The 20,999-nt window shown below is 58.1% G+C and carries 17 protein-coding genes and 1 pseudogene; 6 read left to right on the top strand and 12 right to left on the bottom strand.

Annotation, left to right across the window (positions count from 1 at the left end; translation table 11 throughout):
• Positions 1–59: 59 nt before the first annotated feature.
• Entirely contained in the window at positions 60–1,499 is a 1,440-nt protein-coding gene (gene cls / locus HU725_RS22690) for a cardiolipin synthase (protein WP_186476131.1), read from the top strand.
• A gap of 35 nt (positions 1,500–1,534) precedes the next feature.
• Here the strand turns inward: cls and cfaB are convergent, their stop codons facing one another.
• Complete coding sequence (gene cfaB, locus HU725_RS22695) at positions 1,535–2,719, bottom strand: C17 cyclopropane fatty acid synthase CfaB (protein WP_186476130.1); 1,185 nt, start codon at positions 2,717–2,719, stop codon at positions 1,535–1,537.
• A gap of 208 nt (positions 2,720–2,927) precedes the next feature.
• On the opposite strand from cfaB, the gene lpdA reads away from it, so the two are divergent.
• Positions 2,928–4,328 carry a dihydrolipoyl dehydrogenase gene (gene lpdA / locus HU725_RS22700; protein ID WP_186476129.1) on the top strand — a complete coding sequence of 467 codons (1,401 nt, stop codon included), beginning with the start codon at positions 2,928–2,930 and terminating at the stop codon, positions 4,326–4,328.
• 73 nt (positions 4,329–4,401) lie between these two features.
• The gene (locus HU725_RS22705; RefSeq protein ID WP_186476128.1) at positions 4,402–5,310 is read left to right on the top strand and encodes a LysR family transcriptional regulator; all 909 of its coding nucleotides are present in this window, start codon (positions 4,402–4,404) and stop codon (positions 5,308–5,310) included.
• Here HU725_RS22705 and HU725_RS22710 read toward each other — a convergent pair.
• Both HU725_RS22710 and HU725_RS22715 read right to left on the bottom strand, forming a co-directional pair.
• A complete protein-coding gene (locus tag HU725_RS22710) occupies positions 5,296–6,054 on the bottom strand; it encodes a substrate-binding domain-containing protein (protein ID WP_437180301.1) in 759 nt (252 codons plus the stop codon). The two genes, HU725_RS22705 and HU725_RS22710, sit on opposite strands and share 15 nt — an antisense overlap.
• A gap of 8 nt (positions 6,055–6,062) precedes the next feature.
• Positions 6,063–7,361 (bottom strand): MFS transporter, encoded by a 1,299-nt coding sequence (locus tag HU725_RS22715; protein WP_186476126.1) that lies wholly within the window; start codon positions 7,359–7,361, stop codon positions 6,063–6,065.
• Positions 7,362–7,681: 320 nt separating this feature from the next.
• Between HU725_RS22715 and HU725_RS22720 the strand changes: the two genes are divergently transcribed.
• Positions 7,682–9,280 carry a methyl-accepting chemotaxis protein gene (locus HU725_RS22720; protein ID WP_437180339.1) on the top strand — a complete coding sequence of 533 codons (1,599 nt, stop codon included), beginning with the start codon at positions 7,682–7,684 and terminating at the stop codon, positions 9,278–9,280.
• A 194-nt stretch (positions 9,281–9,474) separates the two neighbouring features.
• Here HU725_RS22720 and HU725_RS22725 read toward each other — a convergent pair whose 3' ends face one another.
• Together HU725_RS22725 and HU725_RS22730 are read right to left on the bottom strand one after the other, a co-directional pair.
• Entirely contained in the window at positions 9,475–10,455 is a 981-nt protein-coding gene (locus HU725_RS22725) for a hypothetical protein (RefSeq protein ID WP_186476124.1), read from the bottom strand.
• A gap of 27 nt (positions 10,456–10,482) precedes the next feature.
• Positions 10,483–11,106 carry a glutathione S-transferase family protein gene (locus HU725_RS22730; RefSeq protein ID WP_186476123.1) on the bottom strand — a complete coding sequence of 208 codons (624 nt, stop codon included), beginning with the start codon at positions 11,104–11,106 and terminating at the stop codon, positions 10,483–10,485.
• A 112-nt stretch (positions 11,107–11,218) separates the two neighbouring features.
• On the opposite strand from HU725_RS22730, the gene HU725_RS22735 reads away from it, so the two are divergent.
• On the top strand, positions 11,219–11,338 hold the full coding sequence (locus HU725_RS22735; RefSeq protein WP_225915506.1) for an AAA family ATPase: 120 nt from the start codon (positions 11,219–11,221) through the stop codon (positions 11,336–11,338).
• Positions 11,339–11,698: 360 nt separating this feature from the next.
• Here the strand turns inward: HU725_RS22735 and HU725_RS22740 are convergent, their stop codons facing one another.
• The 3 genes from HU725_RS22740 to HU725_RS22750 form a co-directional block, all read right to left on the bottom strand.
• Positions 11,699–12,859 (bottom strand): L-talarate/galactarate dehydratase, encoded by a 1,161-nt coding sequence (locus HU725_RS22740; RefSeq protein WP_186476122.1) that lies wholly within the window; start codon positions 12,857–12,859, stop codon positions 11,699–11,701.
• A gap of 30 nt (positions 12,860–12,889) precedes the next feature.
• Positions 12,890–14,251: an MFS transporter gene (locus HU725_RS22745; RefSeq protein ID WP_186476121.1), complete on the bottom strand. Its 1,362-nt coding sequence runs from the start codon at positions 14,249–14,251 to the stop codon at positions 12,890–12,892.
• Between the two features lie 183 nt (positions 14,252–14,434).
• On the bottom strand, positions 14,435–15,487 hold the full coding sequence (locus HU725_RS22750; RefSeq protein WP_186476120.1) for a LacI family DNA-binding transcriptional regulator: 1,053 nt from the start codon (positions 15,485–15,487) through the stop codon (positions 14,435–14,437).
• Positions 15,488–15,666: 179 nt separating this feature from the next.
• Between HU725_RS22750 and HU725_RS22755 the strand changes: the two are divergent.
• Positions 15,667–15,878: pseudogene (locus tag HU725_RS22755) on the top strand (transposase); the annotation flags it as partial.
• 350 nt (positions 15,879–16,228) lie between these two features.
• On the opposite strand, the gene glmS reads toward HU725_RS22755, so the two are convergent.
• The 4 genes from glmS to HU725_RS22775 form a co-directional block, all read right to left on the bottom strand.
• Positions 16,229–18,064 carry a glutamine--fructose-6-phosphate transaminase (isomerizing) gene (glmS, locus tag HU725_RS22760; protein WP_186476119.1) on the bottom strand — a complete coding sequence of 612 codons (1,836 nt, stop codon included), beginning with the start codon at positions 18,062–18,064 and terminating at the stop codon, positions 16,229–16,231.
• Positions 18,065–18,066: 2 nt separating this feature from the next.
• Positions 18,067–18,843: a DeoR/GlpR family DNA-binding transcription regulator gene (locus HU725_RS22765; RefSeq protein ID WP_060477639.1), complete on the bottom strand. Its 777-nt coding sequence runs from the start codon at positions 18,841–18,843 to the stop codon at positions 18,067–18,069.
• 247 nt (positions 18,844–19,090) lie between these two features.
• Complete coding sequence (glmU, locus tag HU725_RS22770) at positions 19,091–20,458, bottom strand: bifunctional UDP-N-acetylglucosamine diphosphorylase/glucosamine-1-phosphate N-acetyltransferase GlmU (protein ID WP_186476118.1); 1,368 nt, start codon at positions 20,456–20,458, stop codon at positions 19,091–19,093.
• Positions 20,459–20,579: 121 nt separating this feature from the next.
• Positions 20,580–20,999 carry a F0F1 ATP synthase subunit epsilon gene (locus tag HU725_RS22775; RefSeq protein WP_011536500.1) on the bottom strand — a complete coding sequence of 140 codons (420 nt, stop codon included), beginning with the start codon at positions 20,997–20,999 and terminating at the stop codon, positions 20,580–20,582.

Consider the following 20,999-nt stretch of genomic DNA (forward strand, 5'->3'; position numbering starts at 1 on the left):
TGCAGGCAGACCTGGAACGTGTTCTGTTACCTGCTGTGTATTCGGCAGGCAGGATGCGTATGGATTACCACAGCCCCTACTTCTTCGGCTATGTGCTCGGGCTGATTCACTTGCTCGGGATCATCGCCGCGTTGCATGCGGTGTTCACCGTGCGCACCGCACAAGGAGCAATCGCGTGGGCGATGTCACTGTTCTTCATACCTTATTTCACACTGATTCCTTATCTGGTTTTCGGGGCTCGCTCATTCAACGCTTACATCAAAGCTCGGCGCCAGGCCAACCAGGAAATGCACGTTGCCATGGCCAACCTGAACTGGCGGCCGTGGGTGGAGGAAGCGCTGACCGCCAGAGAGTCAGAAAGCTACGCCGCGTTGCGCGCCATGCCAAAACTGGGACGGATGCCGTGCCTGGCGAACAACCAAGTCAGGTTGCTCGTCAATGGTCAGGCCACCTTCGATGCCATATTCAATGCCATCGAGCAGGCTCGCGAAGTCGTGCTGGTGCAATTCTTCATCATCCATGATGACGAATTGGGCCAGGCCCTTCAGCGATTGCTGCTGCGTAAGGCGGCAGAAGGGGTGCAAGTTTTTGTTCTGTACGACGGGGTGGGCAGCCACGCATTACCCGCCAGCTATAGCCAAGTGCTACGTGATGGCGGTGTACAGATTCATGCTTTCGCTACACGCCGCGGGTGGTTCAATCGCCTGCAGGTAAATTTCCGCAATCACCGCAAAATCGTTGTGATCGATGGCCTGATCGGTTTTGTCGGGGGTCACAATGTGGGTGATGAGTACCTAGGCAAACACCGAGTCTTGTCACCCTGGCGCGATACTCATGTTCAGATCGAGGGGCCAGTTCTGGCTTGCCTGCAAGAATCGTTTGCCGAAGATTGGTACTGGGCAACCCGCGAGCTGCCCCCTTTGATACTGCCCGATACCTATCCTGACAATGGCGTGCTCTGCCAGGCCCTTGCCAGTGGGCCAGCGGACCCGCAGGAAACCTGCTCGCTGTTTTTCATCGAAGCTATTCAGTCGGCAACCAAGCGCGTGTGGATCACCACGCCCTATTTCATCCCTGATGAAGCCGTGTTTGCGGCGTTGCGTCTGGCGGTACTGCGCGGGGTGGACGTACGGGTACTGATCCCCGCGCGCCCCGACCATAAAATCGTCTACGCGGCATCAAGCCTTTTCGCATTCGAAGCAGTTCGGGCTGGCGTGCGTATGTTTCGCTATCAGCCGGGTTTTCTGCACCAGAAGGTTGTACTGGTGGATGACGAGGTGAGTGCGGTCGGCAGTGCCAACCTGGACAACCGTTCATTCAGGCTCAATTTCGAAATCACCTTGCTCACTGTAGACCGTACCTTCGCCGATCAAGTGGAGGCGATGTTGCTGGACGACTTTGCGCAAGCTCGGGAGATCACTGCAGAGGACAGCCGTGACACCCACAGGGTGCAACAGCTGGGTATGCGCATCGCGAGGCTGATTTCACCTATCCTCTGAATGCTGAAGGGGCCGCTTACGCGGCCCCTTCAGGTTCAGCGGTAAAGGTCTTCACGCGTCCAAGGCAGGTCATGGTGCCCATCGGCGTAAGGTTTCACGGCTAGAATCTGATGCAAGTTGATCCAGCCCTTCTCGAATGCATAGGCACAACCGGCCAGGTACAAGCGCCAGATGCGCAGGGTCTTCTCAGGCACCAGTGCGGCTGCCTTATGCAATTGATTCTCCAGGTTCGCGCTCCAGTGATGCAGTGTCTTGGCGTAGTGCAAACGCAGGCTTTCAACGTCCACCACCTCGAGCCCTGCTTCACAGATGCTGGCACTGATCATTGAAAGGTGAGGCAATTCACCATGGGGGAAAACGTACCGGTCTATGAACTCACCTGCTCCACGCCCCACAGGTCGGCCGTCGATATGCTTGGCAGTGATGCCGTGGTTCATCACCACCCCACCCTCGCGCACTGCCCCGAACAGCTTCTGGCAATACAGCGCCAAGTTGGCGTGCCCGACATGCTCGAACATACCAACGCTCACCACTTTGTCGAAGCGGCCGTCCTGAGGAAGGTCACGATAATCGAGAATCTGCAGATCAACTTTGTCCGCCAAGCCCTCGGCCTTTACCCGCTCGCGGCCCAGCTTCAGCTGCTCCTTGCTCAAGGTGATGCCGAACACTTTGGCGCCGTATTCGCGAGCAGCAAAACGCGACAGCCCGCCCCAGCCACAGCCCACATCCAATAGGTATTCGCCAGCATCAAGGCGTAGTTTGCGGCACAGATGGTCGAACTTGTCCTGCTGGGCTTGATCGAGTGTGTTGTCCGGCTCGCGGAAGTAGGCACACGAATAGACCATGTCTTGATCGAGCCACAGTTGGTAAAACGCGTTGGAGACGTCGTAGTGGTAAGAAATGGCCTCGGCATCCGTGCTCTTGTCGTGGGCAAGGCGCTGAGGCGGCGCTTGATCCGAATCAACCAGCAACGCTTCACTGAGTTCGTCACACACCCGGATGGCTTCGCCAATATCGCCTTCCAGCTCCAGCTTGCCCTCCACAAATGCGGTGCCCAGCTGGTCCATGCTTGGATGGGTCAACTGGCTGATCAACTGAGGCTCCTTGACCAGGATCGTGACCTGGGGGCTTGGGCCCAGATCGAATTGATTACCGTCCCACAGTTTGAGCCGCAGCGGCAGATGCAGGCTCTGCAGTGCCGGTGGAAGTTGAGCAAGCATGAATCACCCCTCCATTCCCTAATAGGCCACGACGCCTGATATTTCGAACGTCGCCGGAAAAGAGTAGTTCATTCGTGGGATGTTTCCTGTAGTGCAGACCAAAGTCTAGAGCGAGCTGGTCAGTCGCAACCCCTAGATTGTATACAATCCAACCTTCTCAGCTTAATCTTATGCCCCTCTCGCGCTTCCTCATCTGGAGTACACACCCATGAAATCCTACGACGTAGTGATCATCGGCGGCGGTCCTGGCGGCTATAACGCAGCAATCCGTGCGGGCCAATTGGGCCTGAGCGTGGCGTGCGTGGAAGGCCGCCCAACCCTAGGTGGCACTTGCCTGAATGTCGGTTGCATGCCGTCCAAAGCATTGCTGCATGCCTCCGAGCTTTACGAGGCCGCCAGTGGCGATGAATTCGCTCACCTCGGCATCGAGGTCAAGCCAACGCTGAATCTTGCTCAGATGATGAAACAGAAAGACGAGAGCGTGGCCGGCCTGACCAAGGGCATCGAATACCTGTTCCGCAAGAACAAGGTGGACTGGGTCAAAGGCTGGGGCCGCCTGGATGGCGCCGGCAGGGTCATCGTCAAGGCAGAGGACGGCAGCGAAACCGCGCTGCAAGCCAAGGACATCGTCATCGCCACTGGCTCCGAGCCTACTCCCCTGCCAGGGGTGAACGTGGACAACCAGCGCATCATCGACTCTACCGGCGCCCTTGCCCTGCCACAGGTGCCCAAGCACCTGGTGGTGATCGGGGCAGGCGTGATCGGCCTGGAGCTGGGTTCGGTGTGGCGTCGGTTGGGTGCTCAAGTCACCGTCATCGAATACCTCGATCGCATCTGCCCTGGTACTGATGAAGAAACCGCCAAGACCCTGCAAAAAGCGCTGGCCAAGCAGGGCATGGCATTCAAACTGGGCAGCAAGGTCACCCAGGCCAAGACTGACGCCGAGGGTGTCAACCTCACCCTCGAACCGGCCGCTGGTGGCCCCGCGCAGACCCTTCAGGCCGACTATGTATTGGTCGCCATCGGGCGCCGTCCGTATACCCAAGGTCTTAATCTGGAAAGCGTGGGCCTTCAACCTGACAAGCGCGGTATGTTGAGCAACGAGCACCATCGCACCTCAGTCCCTGGCCTGTGGGTGATCGGGGACGTTACCTCTGGGCCAATGCTGGCGCACAAGGCTGAGGACGAAGCGGTAGCCTGCATCGAGCGCATCGCCGGTAAGCCGCATGAGGTGAATTACAATCTGATCCCTGGCGTGATCTACACCCGCCCTGAAATGGCTACCGTGGGCAAGACTGAAGAGCAACTCAAAGCCGAAGGCCGGTCCTACAAGGTTGGCAAGTTCCCGTTCACGGCCAACAGCCGCGCCAAGATCAATCATGAAACCGAAGGCTTCGCCAAGGTCATTGCCGATGCCAACACCGACGAAGTGCTGGGCGTGCATTTGGTCGGCCCAAGCGTGAGCGAAATGATCGGCGAATTCTGCGTGGCCATGGAGTTTGCAGCCTCCGCTGAGGACATTGCCCTGATCTGCCACCCCCACCCTACCCGCTCAGAGGCTCTGCGTCAGGCTGCGATGAATGTGCACGGCATGGCCATGCAAATCTGAGGCTGCTGGCTCCGCCGGTTTTTTCGAAATACCATTGATGCACGCTTTCGATCAAACCAGCGGAGCCCACCGGGTGAGCATCAACTTCGATCTGAACGACCTGCAGGCTTTCCGCGCTGTGGTAGAGCAAGGCAGTTTCCGCCGCGCCGCAGAGACCATTCGTATCACGCAGTCGGCACTGAGCCGGCGCATCGAAAAACTTGAATCGGCACTGGGGGTCAAGCTACTCGAGCGCACTACGCGCAAAGTTTCGCTGACCAATGTGGGGCGTGCCTTCCTGCCTCAAGTCGAGCGACTGCTCGACGACCTGGACCTGGCGCTGCTGAGCGTGGGCGACGGTGGCTCGCTGCGCACCGGTACGCTGACCATCGCGTGCGTACCGTCGGCGGCCTACTACTTCATGCCCCATGCAATCCGCGCCTTCCACGCGCAATACCCTAAAGTGCGGCTCAATCTGTATGACGCTTCCGCCAACGAAGTCAGCGCCGCCGTAGCATCGGGCGAAGCGGACTTCGGCCTGAGCTTCACCGGCAACCTGGCCCCAGAGATCGAATTCAGCGTGTTGCTGGAAGAGCGCTACGTCATCGCCTGTCGGCACGATCATCCTTTGGCCAAAGCGCAGTCGGTGACATGGGCGCAGGCCTATGAACACGACTACATCACCTTGAACAAAGCCTCGGGCAACCGCCTGGTGCTGGATCGAGCCCTGGCCGGGATGCAGACCAGCAAAGACAGCGTATGCGAGGCTCGGCACGTAACCACCCTGCTGGGCTTGATCGAGGCGGGGCTGGGTATTGCGGCAGTGCCATCGATTGCCCTGCCGATGGCTCCCCATCCGATACTCGCCAGCGTTGCGCTGGTCGAGCCACAGGTCAGCCGGACGATGGGGCTGCTCCGGCGCCGAGGGCGTACGCTGACACCTGCGGCACTGGAAATGATCAGGCTGATCCGTGAACTGCCTGGCGTTTTACCTGGCGACTGAATCCAGCCCAGTGGCCTGCACCGCAGGCTGGACCTGGGGCGAGGCCAGGTACTGGAGGAACTGCTTAGCTTCGGCGGGGTGCTCTGCGGCTTTAGGGATGCCGGCGGCGAAGCGGGTGACCGATTGCAGGCTTTCCGGAATCTTGCCTACGTAGGTCACACCCGGTACGGGCAGCAGCTCGGCGACCTGCTGGAAGCCCAGTTCATAGGTTCCCTGAGCAACTTGCGAGGCCACAGGCACACGCTCGACCATGGTGCTTTTTGGAGCAAGCTTGGCCTGGATGCCTAGCTTCTTGTACAACTCCTTCTCGATATACACGCCACTGGCGCTGTCCGAGTAGCCAACCGAGCGGGCAGCCAGCAAGGTCTTTTTCAGCTCGTCCGGGGTGCCGATGGCAGGTTTGGCTTGCCCTTGTTTGACCACCATACCGATGCGAGAGTCGGCAAGCTCGACGCGCGATGATGGGTCAACCTTGCCTTGGCGGATCAACTCGTCCAGCGCGTAGCCGACCATGATCACCACATCGGCGTGCTCGCCGCGTGCCAGGCGATTGGGGATAGCCTCAGGCGCCTTACCCATGGACGGGCCCAGCACGGTGACCAAGGTATCACCGCTTTTCGCGGCATACTTTGGCCCCAGTTCTTTGTAGGCGGCGGTGAAACCGCCCGAGGTCATGACAGTCAGTTCTGCAGCCTGTGCCAGGCTGCAGGTTGCGAGCAATGTCGCGGCGAGCAACGCTTTCATTGAAGTCCTCATGCGGCCACCGCTGCACGATGCGCCAGGCGACGGTAGAGCATCCAGGTAGCGACGAATGCACAGAGCGCGGCGAACATCATCCAGTAAGCTGGAGCGGCCTTGTCATTGGTAACGTGGATCATCCACGTGGAGATTGCCGGGGTGAAACCACCGAACAGAGCAGTCGCCAGGCTGTAAGCCAGCGAGAAACCTGCCACGCGCACCTCCACCGGCATGATCTCGGTCAGCGCCGGGATCATCGCGCCGTTGTACATGCCGTACAGGAACGAGAACCACAACAGCACTTCGAGCATGTGACCGAAGGTGGGCGACTGCGCCAGATAGGTCAGCGCGGGGTACGCGGTAATCAAGGTCATCAGCGACATCGCCAGCAGCAGCGGCTTGCGGCCTACACGGTCACTGATGGCGCCACCGATGGGTAGCCAGATGAAGTTCGAAACTGCCGTGAGCAGGGTCACCAGCAATGCGTCGCCGGTGCTCAGTTGCAGCACGGTCTTGCCGAAGGTCGGCGCATACACGGTAATCATGTAGAACGCGGTGGTGGTCATGGCCACCATCAGCATGCCGAAGACCACGATACTGGAGTTGGCAGCCAGGGTAGCCAGCACCTGCTTCATGGTTGGACGGTGCTTGCGGGCGGCGAATTCCTCGGTTTCCTGCAGGCTGCGACGCAGCAGGAAGATGACCGGAATGATCATGCAGCCGATGGCGAACGGCACGCGCCAGCCCCAATCGGAGATTTCGCTTGGGGTCAGCCATTCGTTGAGGGCAAAGCCCAGCGCCGCGGCGACGACGATCGCCACCTGCTGGCTAGCCGATTGCCAGCTGGCGTAGAAGCCCTTGTGACCCGGCGTTGCCATCTCGGCCAGGTATACCGACACACCACCGAGCTCGGCACCTGCCGAGAAGCCTTGCAGCAAGCGCCCAATCAGCACCAAGGCAGGGGCAAGCAAGCCAATGCTGGCGTAATTGGGCACCAGTACGATCAGCAATGTCCCGCTGGCCATAATCGCCAGGGTGACGATCAACCCTTTGCGCCGGCCAACGTCGTCGATGTAAGCACCCAGGATCACGGCACCCAGCGGGCGCATCAGGAAGCCTGCGCCGAACACGGCGAAGGTCATCATCAGCGACGCGAATTCGTTGGACGCGGGGAAGAACGCCGCCGCGATGTGGGTGGCATAGAAGCCGAACAGGAAGAAGTCGAACTGTTCGAGGAAATTTCCGGACGTTACCCGAAAGACCATACCGGCTTTGGACTTGCCCTCGGAAACCGAGCTTGACGGCAGACTCATGATGGATCTCCAGCGTTTCTTAATAATTGTAAGTGCTTATTTCTGGAATGATCGTCGAAAGCGGCGCTGGAGATAATCGTTCATTTTTCATTAATTGATGCGTGAATGAGATCAATCAGTGTGTGAAGCCTCGCGTGCAAGCGCGGCTTGAGGTGCGAGAACTGCCAAAGGCGGCGCGCTGTCCTGGATCATGGCTAGCTTTGAAGCCAGTTCTTTTAAGCCCTCCTCCCTCTCAAATTTCCGCGAAGCGAACCGATACAACTGGGGCAGCCCGCCATCATTTGTCTTGGAGTCCGTCCGTGAACGTTAGAAACCTCAACTTGGCGCCGCGAGCAGCGCTGTTCTTCTCCTTGATCGTGGGGCTCGTTGTTGTGCTTGGGGTGTTCGCAGTCGCCCAAATGAGCAACCTGCGGGACATCGAAAAAGACGTCGAGCTCAACTGGATGGCCAGTATTCGCCAAACCTCGGTGATGAACGCCTCGATGCTGCGTCTGCGCTTGGAAACTCAGCGCGCCATCGCAGACCCCCGTAGCCTTCAAAAAACCCTGGAAAGCTTCCCTGAGTACCGCAAGGAAATGTCGGACGCCGTAGCCAACTACGAGCCGCTGATTGCCAGCGATCAGGAGCGCACCCTATTTTCTGCGGTCAAAACCAGCGCGCAGGCCTATCAGCAGCAGCTCGATCAGCTGGTGCCCTTGATGAGCGCGGGCAACATCGCTGAGGCCGTCAATCTGGTAGCCACTAGCATTCGTCCGCTGACCAGCACCATGGAAGACCAGATCGATCAACTTACCGATTTCAACGACAAAGGGGCCGCACAAGCGGGCCAGACCGCAGCCAACCTCTACTCCACAGGTCGCTGGCTGGTGATCGGGATCATTGTCGGGGTGGTGCTGCTGACCATGGGCCTAGCACTGCTGCTGACCCGAAGCATCGTCTCCCCCATCAGCGATGCGTTGTCCGTGGCTGAGCGCATCGCCAACAGTGACCTGTCCAAGGACGTGAAGGTCACTGGGGCCGATGAAGCAGGCCGGCTGCTCAAGGCGTTGGCGCAGATGCAAGAGAACTTGCGCAATACCATTGTGCAGATCTCGGACTCATCCACTCAGTTGGCCTCGGCCTCCGAGGAAATGACAGCGGTGACGGAGGCTTCCAGCCGTGGCCTGGTCGCTCAGAATGACGAGGTCAACCAGGCGGCGACGGCTGTGACCGAAATGAGCGCAGCCGTGGATGAAGTCGCTCGTAATGCAGAATCCGCCTCGCAAGACTCCAAACGTACCCAAGGCTTCACCCAAAGTGGTCAGGAGCGGGTGGCGCAGACCTTGAAGTCGATTCAACGGCTCAGCGGCAACGTGGAGCAGACCAGCGAGCAAATCCAAGGCCTGTCGGATCGCGCGCAAGATATCTCCAAAGTCGTCGAGGTGATCCGCGGCATCGCCGAGCAAACCAACCTGCTGGCTCTGAATGCGGCAATCGAGGCGGCTCGCGCAGGTGAACAGGGCCGAGGTTTTGCCGTGGTCGCAGACGAAGTCAGGGCGCTGGCACACCGCACCCAGTTGTCGACCCAAGAGATCGAACAGATGATCGCAACCATTCAGGCCGACTCCGAGCAGGCGGTTCAGGCGATGAATACCAGCCGTGACCTGGCCACCCAGTCCCTGAGTATCGCCCAGGAGGCGAGCAGCTCATTGGATGAAATCGCCAGTGCGATCACGCAGATCAACGAACGTAACCTGCAAATCGCCACAGCCTCCGAGGAGCAGTCCCACGTAGCGCGTGAAGTGGACCAGAACCTTCTGCGCATTCGCGACCTGGCTTCGCAAAGCGCAGCCGGTGCGAGCCAGACGGCGAGCGCCAGCAGTGAGATGTCGCAATTGGCCATCAATTTGAATCAGCTGGTAACGCGGTTCGTGGTCTGACATCGGACGGTGGGCTGCATGGGTGAAGCCTGCTTCACCCTCTGGCGCGCGTCGTATTTGGGTTTCAGGAACGCTTGGAAAACGGCCTTGCTTTCGACCACAAGCGGCTCTCACCTTTAGCCCTGGTTTGGCCGTTAGGCTGCTGATGCTGCGATGAAAGCCGGCATGTTGATCAGGCAAACCAGCAATACTTTTCAAAAGTAATCATCAATGGATCTGGCTGCTCTGATTCGTTCATCTCGCGCCGCCTCTACTTGCTCAAGCGACTGCAGCGAGCATGCCTGCTCTTTGTAGCGATACATCTCCCCTGCAGGTTCGGCGACTACTACCCCGCCTTCGGCCAACAGCGCCAGCCGTGTGCCAGCAGGTAACCCAGTCATCGCGCAGTCTTCGGGGCCTAGGTGAAAAGACGCATAAACCAACAACTCGTGTGACGCCCACCGGAGCTTGCTGTTGACTACTTCGGAGAACGCAAGAAGGATCACGGCGGTATAAATCACGCCTAGCACGCACGATGCATTCACCCACTGGCGCCGGAACCCGTCCGAGCTGGGTACGAAAAGATTCCAGCAAATAGCAGTAGTGTGGCTACGCCTTACACGCTGTTTGAAAGCCGGCGCCATCATGCCGAATACCAAGGCACCGATTAACATCACCATCGCCAGGAGTAAACTCGCTGCCAGATACCAGATGTAAACCAAATAGACGAATGTCAGGGTTTTCTGTGCACCGGGAAACTGCCCCGGCTCGATACGCGTCTGCCCGAGGATGAAAGCGTCAGCTTCAGCGCTGGCTACGAGGCCCACCGCTACCGTCAGCAATGCGGCCAGTACCGTCAACCATCCCTTGTGCCGGGTATAACGCTCTACCAGCCGTAGCAAGCGTACAGCCAGCATTATCGACCCCAGGCTGAGCACCGCGAATATCCACTTCGCCAAGGTTTTATCAAGTGTGCTGCCCAACCACTGAAGCATCATCATGACCTGCAAGACAAACGCACAGGTCATAACCATCGCAGCGAGATACTCGTCGACGGCCCAGTGTTTGACATTGAAATTCAGTTTCCAGCGAAAGTGTCGGTTCTGAGTTCGGACGAAAAGCGGCCGATGAATACTACGATCCAACCAATAGATGCCCGCTGCGAACAGCACATAGAGCGCAATATATCCCCACATAAGCCTAGGTTTCCTTGAACGTGCCCTTCACGGCGTGCCGTTGCGGCCATGCAGCCGGAAGCCGGTACGCTCACTCAGGCGCTCGTAATAGGCACTAACCGCAGGAAAGTCCGGGTGGGTCAGCGGCGTTTCGAACCAGCGGTTCACCGAAAGGCCGATCGGGATATCCGCCAGGGAGAACTCGCAACCACTGACGTACGCCCCCGTTTTGTCGAGCTGTCTGTCCAGAATCGCCATGTGCCTAGTCCATTCACGACACCCTAGCGCCAGAGCTTCTGGGTCCTGATGGGTAACACTTTTTCTGACTAGCGACATGAAGGCATAGCCCCAAGACTTATTGAAGTCGCTAGCCTGCCAATCCATCCACTGGTCCACCCGGGCTCTGGGTTTCGCCTCTGCCGGATAAAGATGAATGGCATTTTCCCGGTTCGCCAAGTATCGAATGATCGTGTTGGACTCCCACATTACGAACCCCTCGTCGTCGATTACCGGCACCATTGCGTTGGGGTTCAGCGCAGTGAATTCGGGTGTATCGGTGTTCCTGAAGCCAGAGCCCCAGTCCTGTCGCTCGAAGGGAATCTGCAACTCGGCACATGTCCAAACCACCTTGCGAACATTGATCGAAGAAGCCTTGCCCAGAATTTTTAGCATTTCACCTCCTTATGATCGGAAAACGTACAATCCTCATCGATTCCATTCTCGCCAGCATGGAACATTAAACGATCTTCATGTACCTCGCTGAACTCACCATAAAAACTTCCGCATGCTGCGTGACACAAAACTGAAATTTCACCCCGGGTTGAAAGTTCTGGTCGGGCCCAACAACGTAGGAAAAAGCGCCGTTGGCGATGCGCTGCGAACGCTTCTGGCCGGGCATGAATAGCCGTAGTTATCCCTAAGTGTGATAGAAGCTCCCTTGCCCACCATTCTTCATCGACTCGGGCCATTCGTCCGTTGGGCTGTGCGCTGCATTGGCAAGGCTGTCCTCTAAGGACACCGGCCAGAGCCTCTATCATGCGAAAGCTATACCAGTCGATAGCCCACCGGCCATTCACTGCGTCAAGCACGCGTCTAAGAGGCCCGTTGGCGCATGGAAATCCTGGCGATAAGGGTGATGGCGTCCACTTAAAAATACACGGACACCATCGCCCTTAAAGCTGGAGTTCGAAGGATGAGTTCGCCGGACGCTTACCGATAATATGAGTCAGCAAGTACTCAAATTAGCGGTAGCTGGCGAGGTTGTTCAGGGGCGTTTGCCAACCTCTGCGATCTGGGCGGTCCATGTTTTCACCTGCTCGCTGAGCGACAGGCCCAGACCAGGCCGGGTCGGGACAATCATGCGGCCATTACGCGTTTCCAGTCGCTCGTTGAACAGCGGTTCCAACCATTCGAAGTGCTCCACCCATGGCTCTGTAGGGTAGGTCGCCGCCAAATGCACATGCAGCTCCATCGCAAAGTGTGGAGCAATCATCACCCCAGCCTGTTCTGCCAACGCTGCCACCTTCAGGTATGGCGTGATACCGCCTACACGAGGTGCGTCTGGCATGAGGTAGTCTGCGCCGCGCAATTTGATGAATTCAGCGTGCTCAGCCACGCTGGTCAGCATTTCACCGGTCGCGATTGGAGTATCGAATTGCTGAGCAAGGGCCGCGTGGCCTTCGGCGTCATAGCAATCGAGTGGCTCTTCGATCCATACCAGGTTGAATTCTTCGAATCGCCGGCACATCCGTTGGGCGGTAGGTCTGTCCCATTGTTGGTTCGCATCGACCATCAAGGGGAAGTTCTCACCCAGATGTTCCCTAACGGTACTCACACGATGGAGGTCAATCGAGCAGTCAGGTTGGCCTACCTTCAGCTTAATGCCACCGATACCTTTCTCACGGGAAAGATCAGTGTTTTTCAACAGTTGGTCGAGCGGGGTGTGTAGGAAACCTCCGGAGGTGTTGTAGCAGCGCACCGAATCACGTTGAGCACCAAGCAGGCGAGAGAGCGACAAATTGGCTCGTTTTGCTTTGAGATCCCACAGGGCTACATCGAATGCACCAATAGCCTGGGTCGAAAGTCCGCTCCGCCCCACCGAAGCGCCGGCCCAGCACAACTTTGTCCACAATTTGGCAATGTCACTTGGATTTTCGCCGATCAGCGCAGGCGCGATCTCCTTGGCGTGCGCAAATTGCCCTGGTCCACCTGCCCGTTTGGAGTAACTGAAGCCTATACCTTTGTGCCCATCCTCTGTTTCGATTTCAGCGAACAATATCGCGATTTCAGTCATTGGCTTTTGTCGGCCAGTGAGTACCTTGGCGTCACTGATTGGGTTCGCCAGTGGCAGGAACACTGACGAGACCTTCACATACGCAATGCGATCGTGGTCGGAGGAAAGATGTTGTTGTTCTTGGGTAAGCATGAGGCTCTCCTGATGGACGAATGTGATGTTTCAACGCAAAGGCTGAGAGACGGTAGGTTGGTTGGAGTCGGATGAGCTAACCGGGTCTTCCAGGCCATCGACCTCCAAACGCGTTAGTGGCCCGACGATGACTAGGTAGGCAAAGGCGCCTAGCAGGCCCATTGCAGCGACGTAGACCAGCGCGGCATCAAACGAGCCTTGCTTGACCAACAGGCCGATAGCGATGGGGGTGACGATGCTGGCGATGTTGCCGCAGAAGTTGAACATCGCCCCGCTTGTGCCCATGGCGCGTTTGGGCGATATGTCGCCGACGATGCACCATCCGAGGTTGCCGACGCCTTTTGCGAAGAAAGCTATGGACATCACCAAGATTACGAGCGGTACCGACTGGGTGTAATTGGCCACTACAATGCTGCTCGACAGTAGAAGGCCACAGATGATTGGGGTCTTGCGCGCAGCCGTCAGGCTGAAACCTTTCTTCAACATCCAATCCGACCATACTCCACCGATCATCCCGCCCAGGCAGCCAGCCACAGGTGGGATCGCTGCCACTAGTCCGACCTTGAGGAGGGTCATGCCCTTGGCTTCGATCAGGTAGGTGGGGAACCAGGTCAGGAAGAACCAAGTGATCGATGTCAGGCAGAACTGGCCCAGGTAGATGCCGGCCATCATGCGGTTGGCCGCAATATCACGCAGTCGCGCCCAGCTGAAGGGGGTTTTGATATCACCCATATCAGGCAGGCCGCCACCGCTTTCGATGTAGTCCAGTTCGGCCTGGTTGACGCGTTTGTCGCGGCGAGGCTCATGGACAAATTTGAACCAAGCCAGGCCAATTAGGATGCCGGCACCGCCAGTCCAGAAGAACACGTGTTGCCAGCCGAAGCTATTGAGCAGCAGCACCATCAGCGGCGTAAACGCTGCCAAGGCGAAGTATTGCGCCGACTGGAAGATCGCCGTGGCCAGACCTCGCTCATGCCGTGGGAACCACATTACGGTCAGTCGATTGTTGGCCGGGAAGGCCGGCGACTCGGCCACGCCCATCATGAAGCGAAGCACGAACAGCGCGAGAAACGCCGAGCTGAACAAGTCGACGTAGCCCTGCAAAAAGGTAAAGCTCGACCAGATGATGAGGCTCAGGCCCAGCACCAGACGCGACCCGAATCGGTCAAGAATTACACCACCGGGCAGCTGCATCGCAGTATATGCCCAGCCAAATGCCGAGAAAGCGATGCCCATAGTCACGGCGTCAAAGCCGAGGTCAGCCCGCATTGCCGGTGCGGCAATCGACAGGGTGGCGCGGTCAACATAATTGAATACGGTGACGATGAAGATCATCGCCAGGATTAGGTAGCGGACATTTGTCCTAGCCACCTCTGAGGATGGAGTGATCACTGTTGTTTTCCTTGTTGTGATGTTCGGCCCTGGTTGTGATTACGCAATGATTGCGCAACCATTTTTGGATCGAAAAACAGCCACCGGCAGGTAGGCAGCAGGTGACCGTGTTTTTGATCTTACAATGATTGCGCAATCATTCAAGAGCACATTCGTCGCTTTCAAAAAAGTGATGAAGATGTATCAGGTGCTCTGACGGTCGATTAAGCGGAATCCTGTGTCGACCCTAATCGGCTCGTGACTGCTTGCCGGATAGCGGAATCTGTCTAGCAGGGCCTTGGCAATCTGCTCGCCGATAAACTTGCCATCGACGCGCACCGTAGAAAGGGGGGGATGCACTTGAGCCGCGCTGCTCAAGTCGCCGAAGCCCATGATTGCGAGATCTTCAGGAACTCGTAGGTTTCGACTAGCTGCCTCTGCCAGTACCCCCTGCGCGACCGTGTCGGAGCTGCAAACTATGACTTGAGGATGGTGTCCTTCGTCCAGGAGTTGGCACAGCCCTGCACGGCCAACCTCCAACGTAGCAGGCGGGGGCATGATTACCGTTGGCACATTGCTGCAGCCGTGACGTGCCAGCTCGGCGACCAAGCTATTGCAGCGGCGTAGACCACGTGGGTCGCCAAGGCTTACGACGCCATAACGCTGATACCCTTTGCCCATGAGGTGGCGTGCAATTGCCTCACCAACGGCTTCATGAGAGAAGCCTACCTGCATGTCCAGTGGGTTCTCACTAAGATCCCAAGACTCAACTACTGGAATACCTGATTGAGCTAACCGCTGACGACTGGCTTCGGTATGCAGGGTGCCAGTGAGCACGATCCCGTCCGGACGACGGCCAAGCAACGCGCCGATCAGCTTTTCTTCCTGCTCAGCGGAATAGCCAGTGAGTCCGAGAAGTGTTTGGTAGCCAGCGGATGTGAGCGAGTCCATGAGTGCTTGGACTGTGTCGGCAAAGATCGAGTTGGCAATAGTTGGAAGCAGGATCGCAACCAGGCGGCTCTTGTTGCTCGCCAAGCTGCCGGCAAGCATGTTCGAGACGTACCCGACTTGGCGTACAGCAGTCAAAACCTTCTCTCGTGCAGCCTTGCTCACTACCTCAGGACGATGCAGTGCCCGAGACACAGTGATGGGAGATACGCCGGCGACTTTGGCGACATCGATTAAGGTTGGGCTGAGTGATTTTTTCGAACCTCCCCCACGCTGACCGCCGAGAGACTCCCCTGATTTGCTTACCATGCTGATCCCATTTGATTGATGTTCCGATGTCGCTCTATCAGAATCTATCAAAGCGCGATTGATTGCTAGACTTGCACCTGCGAGGAGTGACGTAGGGATAAGCTCGGCTCGGCTGAATGATTCGCGCCTGGTTTCTTAGACACCTCCAAGCCTCAAATGAGGCCCAAATAGGAGGTGCCATGAGTCACCAGCGTTACTCCAAAGAATTCAAGATCGAAGCGGTCAAGCGAGTGACCGAGAAGGCAAACCTGTGGCCGAGGTCGCCCAGCGGCTGGGGATGTCCGTACACAGCCTTCACGCCTGGATCAAGGTCTACAGCAAGCCCCAAGAGCAGCGTCAGCAAGACAGTGATCAGCAGGCCGAACTGCGCAGGCTGCGCGCCGAGCTCAAATGCAGCCGATCGAAACAGTAGCTTCCACCCCACCCGAGAAAACCGAAATTTCTTTCAGGTCAGATTTGAAGAATCTGAACCTTATTTTGAAGTTTACGGATGTCGTCGACAGCATGAGAGTCCCAGCTGAGGAACAAAGAACGTTCCAGATACGAGCGAATCGACTCTTCAGGCTGAATTTGCAGACGCGGTATGGAGAGCATGCTGAGATTGCTTGGATAACGTAACTGAGTGGTGCCGACTCACGCGACCGCGGCCCCTACAGAAGGCTGCGGTCGCGCATGACAGCTTTTATTGTCGCGGTACCGCTTTTATTGTCGGAAACCAACTGCTCCGGAACACTATGCGCCCTACTCCACCGTCACCGACTTCGCCAAGTTACGCGGCTGGTCAACATCGGTCCCTTTAAGCACCGCAACATAGTACGAGAGCAACTGCAGCGGAATGGTATAAAGAATCGGCGCCAGTTCATCGACGATGTGCGGCACTTTGATCACATGGGTGCCTTCGCCATTACTCATACCGGCGTTCTCATCCGCGAACACCACCAACTCGCCACCACGGGCACGCACTTCCTGCAGGTTGGACTTTAACTTTTCCAGCAGCTCGTTGTTCGGCGCCACAGTGACCACTGGCATGTCGTTATCCACAAGCGCCAGCGGGCCGTGCTTGAGCTCGCCTGCTGGGTAGGCTTCAGCATGGATGTAAGAGATTTCCTTGAGCTTCAGCGCACCTTCCATGGCCACCGGGTATTGCGCGCCACGGCCGAGGAACAGGGTGTGGTGCTTGTCGGCGAACAGCTCGGCGGTTTTCTCTACGGTGCTGTCCATGGCCAAGGCTTCGCCCAGGCGCGCAGGCAGGCGGCGGAGTTCTTCCACCAGCCCAGCTTCTACGCCAGCTTCGAGGGTGCCACGCACTTGGCCCAGGGCCAGGGTCAGCAGCATCAGCGAGACCAGCTGAGTGGTGAATGCCTTGGTCGATGCCACGCCGATTTCCGGGCCGGCCAGGGTCAGCAGGGTGAGGTCCGACTCGCGAACCAGCGAGCTGATACCCACGTTGCAGATCGCCAGGCTACCGAGGAAACCCAGTTCCTTGGCATTGCGCAGGGCGGCCAGGGTGTCGGCGGTTTCGCCGGACTGGGAGATGGAGACGAACAGGGTATCAGGCTGCACCACCACCTTGCGGTAGCGGAACTCGCTAGCCACTTCAACTTGGCATGGGATACCGGCCAGGCTTTCGAGCCAGTAACGAGCAACCATGCCTGCATGGTAGCTGGTACCACAGGCGACGATCTGCACGTTGCGAACCTTGGCGAACAGCTGCTCGGCCTGCGGGCCGAAAGCCTGAACCATCACGTGGTCCTTGCCCAGGCGGCCTTCGAGCGTGCGCTGCACCACGGCTGGCTGCTCGTGGATTTCTTTGAGCATGAAGTGGCGGTATGCGCCCTTGTCGGCGGCTTCGGCGCCTTCGTGGTACTGCACGGTCTCACGTTGTACCGGCAAGCCGCTCTGGTCCCAGATCTTCACCTGGTCGCGGCGGATCTCGGCGATATCGCCCTCCTCCAGATACATGAAGCGGTCGGTGACCTGGCGCAGGGCCAATTGGTCGGACGCGAGGAAGTTTTCCCCATGGCCTAGGCCGATCACCAGCGGGCTGCCACTGCGTGCGGCCACCAGGCGATCAGGCTGCTTGATGCTGATCAGGGCCAGGCCGTAGGCGCCATGCAGGCGCTTGACCGCAGCTTTGAGGGCCTCGGCGATGTCCGGGTTGCTCTTGAGCGTGTGGTGGATCAGGTGAACGATGACTTCGGTATCGGTCTGCGAGCTGAACACATAGCCCAGCGCTTTGAGCTCTTCGCGTAGCTCTTCGTGATTTTCGATGATGCCGTTATGGACAACCGCCACTTCACTGTTGGAGAAATGCGGGTGAGCATTACCCTCGGTCGGTGCGCCATGAGTAGCCCAGCGGGTGTGGGCGATACCCAGCTGGCCATTGAGCGGCTCGGCAGCTACCGCGGCTTCCAATTCAGCGACTTTGCCGATGCGGCGGCGGCGCTGCAGCTCGCCCTGCTGGGTATACACGGCCAGGCCGGCACTGTCGTACCCGCGGTACTCAAGACGCTTGAGGCCTTCGATGAGAATGGCTGTGATGTTACGCTCGGCTACGGCACCAACGATTCCACACATAGTTATTGCTCCTGGCTGATCGCGGCGCAGATCAGGTTGATGCCGCGAGCTTGAATTTGTTCACGTGCCGCTGCGGGCAGGCGTTCGTCTGTAATAAGGGTATGCACGCTGCCCCAGGGCAGCTCGAGGTTGGGGATTTTGCGCCCGACCTTATCGGACTCGACCATCACGATCACTTCACGGGCAACTTCCGCCATCACTCGGCTCAAGCCGAGCAGCTCGTTGAACGTGGTGGTACCTCGCTGCAGGTCGATGCCATCGGCACCAATGAACAGCTGGTCGAAATCGTAGGAGCGCAGCACCTGCTCTGCGACCTGGCCTTGAAATGATTCTGAATGCGGGTCCCAGGTGCCGCCGGTCATCAGCAGCACCGGTTCGTGCTCCAGTTCGCTGATGGCGCGGGCGACGTTCAACGAGTTGGTCATCACCACCAAGCCGGGTTGACGTCCCAGTTCAGGAATCATGGCGGCGGTGGTGCTACCGCTGTCGATGATGATGCGGGCGTGTTCGCGAATTCGGGCGACCGCTGCGCGGGCGATGGCTTTTTTGTAAGCCGACACCGGTTGGGCGGTTTCCACGAGCATCTCCTGGGGTACGGGAACGGCTCCACCGTAACGGCGAAGCAGCAGGCCATTGGCCTCCAAGGCCGCGAGGTCCTTGCGGATGGTCACTTCAGAAGTTTCGAATCGCCGTGCCAGAGCATCCACACTCACCTCACCCTGTTCGTTGAGCAAGGCAAGGATATTGTGACGACGCTGAGGAGTGTTACGTTTCGACATGAGCGCTTAAGTTTCGATTCGAAAGATAATGATCGCAATCAAAACCTAAGATCGTGGCGCCGTCAAGCTGTGGATAAGTTTATTCCGACGAATCGGCCCCGTAGGTGCAGGTTTTATCCTTGAATGCTGGCCTGCCGATGCAATGTGAGGCTCATCGCGGATAAATCCGCTTCTTCAAGAATCACGACAACAAAAAAGCCGACTTATTCACATAAGTCGGCTTCTTATCGAACCCGCTGTGTATAACTCAGCCCTTCACGATCTTCTCGGGACGTTTCCAGCCATCGATATTGCGTTGGCGGGCGCGAGCGACGGCCAACTGGCCTGCTTCGACGTTCTGAGTAACAGTCGAACCGGCGGCGGTCGTCGCACCACTCTTGATATCCACAGGCGCGACCAGCGAGTTGTTGGAGCCGATGAATACGTCCTCGCCCATCACGGTCTTGAACTTGTTGGCGCCATCGTAGTTGCAGGTGATAGTGCCTGCGCCGATATTGGTACGTGCCCCCACCTCGGCGTCGCCCAGGTAGGTCAGGTGCCCAGCTTTGGCGCCCTCACCGAGATGGGCATTTTTCAATTCGACGAAGTTACCCACATGGGCTTTGGCATCCAGTACGCTACCCGGGCGCAGGCGGGCGAACGGGCCGGCATCGCTACCCTCGCCCATCACCGCACCGTCCAGATGAGAGTTGGCCTTGATGATCGCGCCCTTGCGCAGGGTGCTGTCCTTGATCACGCAGTTCGGGCCGATCTGTACGTCGTCTTCGATGACAACCTTGCCCTCAAAAATAACGTTGATGTCGATCAGCACATCGCGGCCCACTGTGACCTGGCCACGGACATCGAAGCGTGCGGGGTCGCGCAGGGTCACACCCTGAGCCATCAGCCGGCGGCCCTCACGCAGTTGATAGTGACGCTCAAGCTCCGACAACTGGCGACGGTCATTGGCGCCCTGCACTTCCATGGGGTCGTGGGGCTGCTCGGTGGCGACCACCAGCCCATCGGCCACAGCCATAGCGATGACGTCAGTAAGGTAGTACTCGCCCTGGGCGTTGTTGTTCGACAGCCGGCCCATCCAGTCGGCCAGGCGCGCCGCTGGGAGGGCCAGGATACCGGTATTGCCTTCCTTGATCGCCTTCTGCTCTTCACTGGCATCTTTGTGCTCGACGATAGCGGTAACCTCGCCTTCGTCGTTGCGCACGATGCGGCCATAGCCTGTGGGGTCCTGCAGAGTGACGGTGAGCAGGCCTAGCTGCTTATCGCTGACCTTGGCCAGCAGACGCTGCAGGGTTTCCACTTCTATAAGCGGCACGTCACCGTAGAGCACCAGCACTGTGTCGGCAGTGATCGCCGGCAACGCTTGAGCAACAGCATGGCCAGTACCCAGCTGTTTGTCCTGCATGACGAAATTCAGGTCATCGGCGGCCAAACGCTCACGCACCTGCTCGGCGCCGTGGCCGATCACCACGTGGATGCCTTGAGGCTGGAGCTGGCGCGCACTGTGGATAACGTGGCCGAGCATGGAGTTACCGGCAACAGGGTGCAGCACCTTGGGCAGCGCCGAGCGCATGCGGGTGCCTTGGCCGGCGGCAAGAATAACGATATCGAGGGACATTGACTGGCTACCAATCCTGGGCGGTCAGGGGCGTGACCTGAGAAGAAATTCAGAAAAAGAAAAAGGGTAGCCGAGGCTACCCTTTAACTCAATCGCAACGGAAGTAAGCGGCTTGGCCGGATTACTTGCCTTTGCGCAATTGCTGGACGGTTCGCAGTTGAGCTGCAGCCTCGGCCAGGCGTGCGGCGGCAGCACCGTAGTCGAAGTCCGAGCTTTTCGCGTTCAGGGCGTTCTCAGCAGCCTTGAGGGCTTCCTGAGCCTGAGCTTCGTCCAGGTCGGCAGCGCGCTGCACGGTGTCGGCAAGAACCTTGACCATGTTTGGCTGCACTTCGAGGAAGCCACCGGAGATGTAAAACACCTCACGATCGCCACCTTGCTTGGTCAGCGTGATCGGACCAGGCTTGAGATTGGTGATCAGCGGGGCGTGGCCTGGAGCGATACCAAGATCGCCCAGGTTGCCGTGCGCTACTACCATCTCGACCAGGCCGGAGAAGATTTCTCCTTCCGCGCTGACGATATCGCAATGGACTGTCATAGCCAT

Origin of the sequence: Pseudomonas promysalinigenes, assembly GCF_014269025.2 — a bacterium.
Lineage (GTDB): Bacteria > Pseudomonadota > Gammaproteobacteria > Pseudomonadales > Pseudomonadaceae > Aquipseudomonas > Aquipseudomonas promysalinigenes.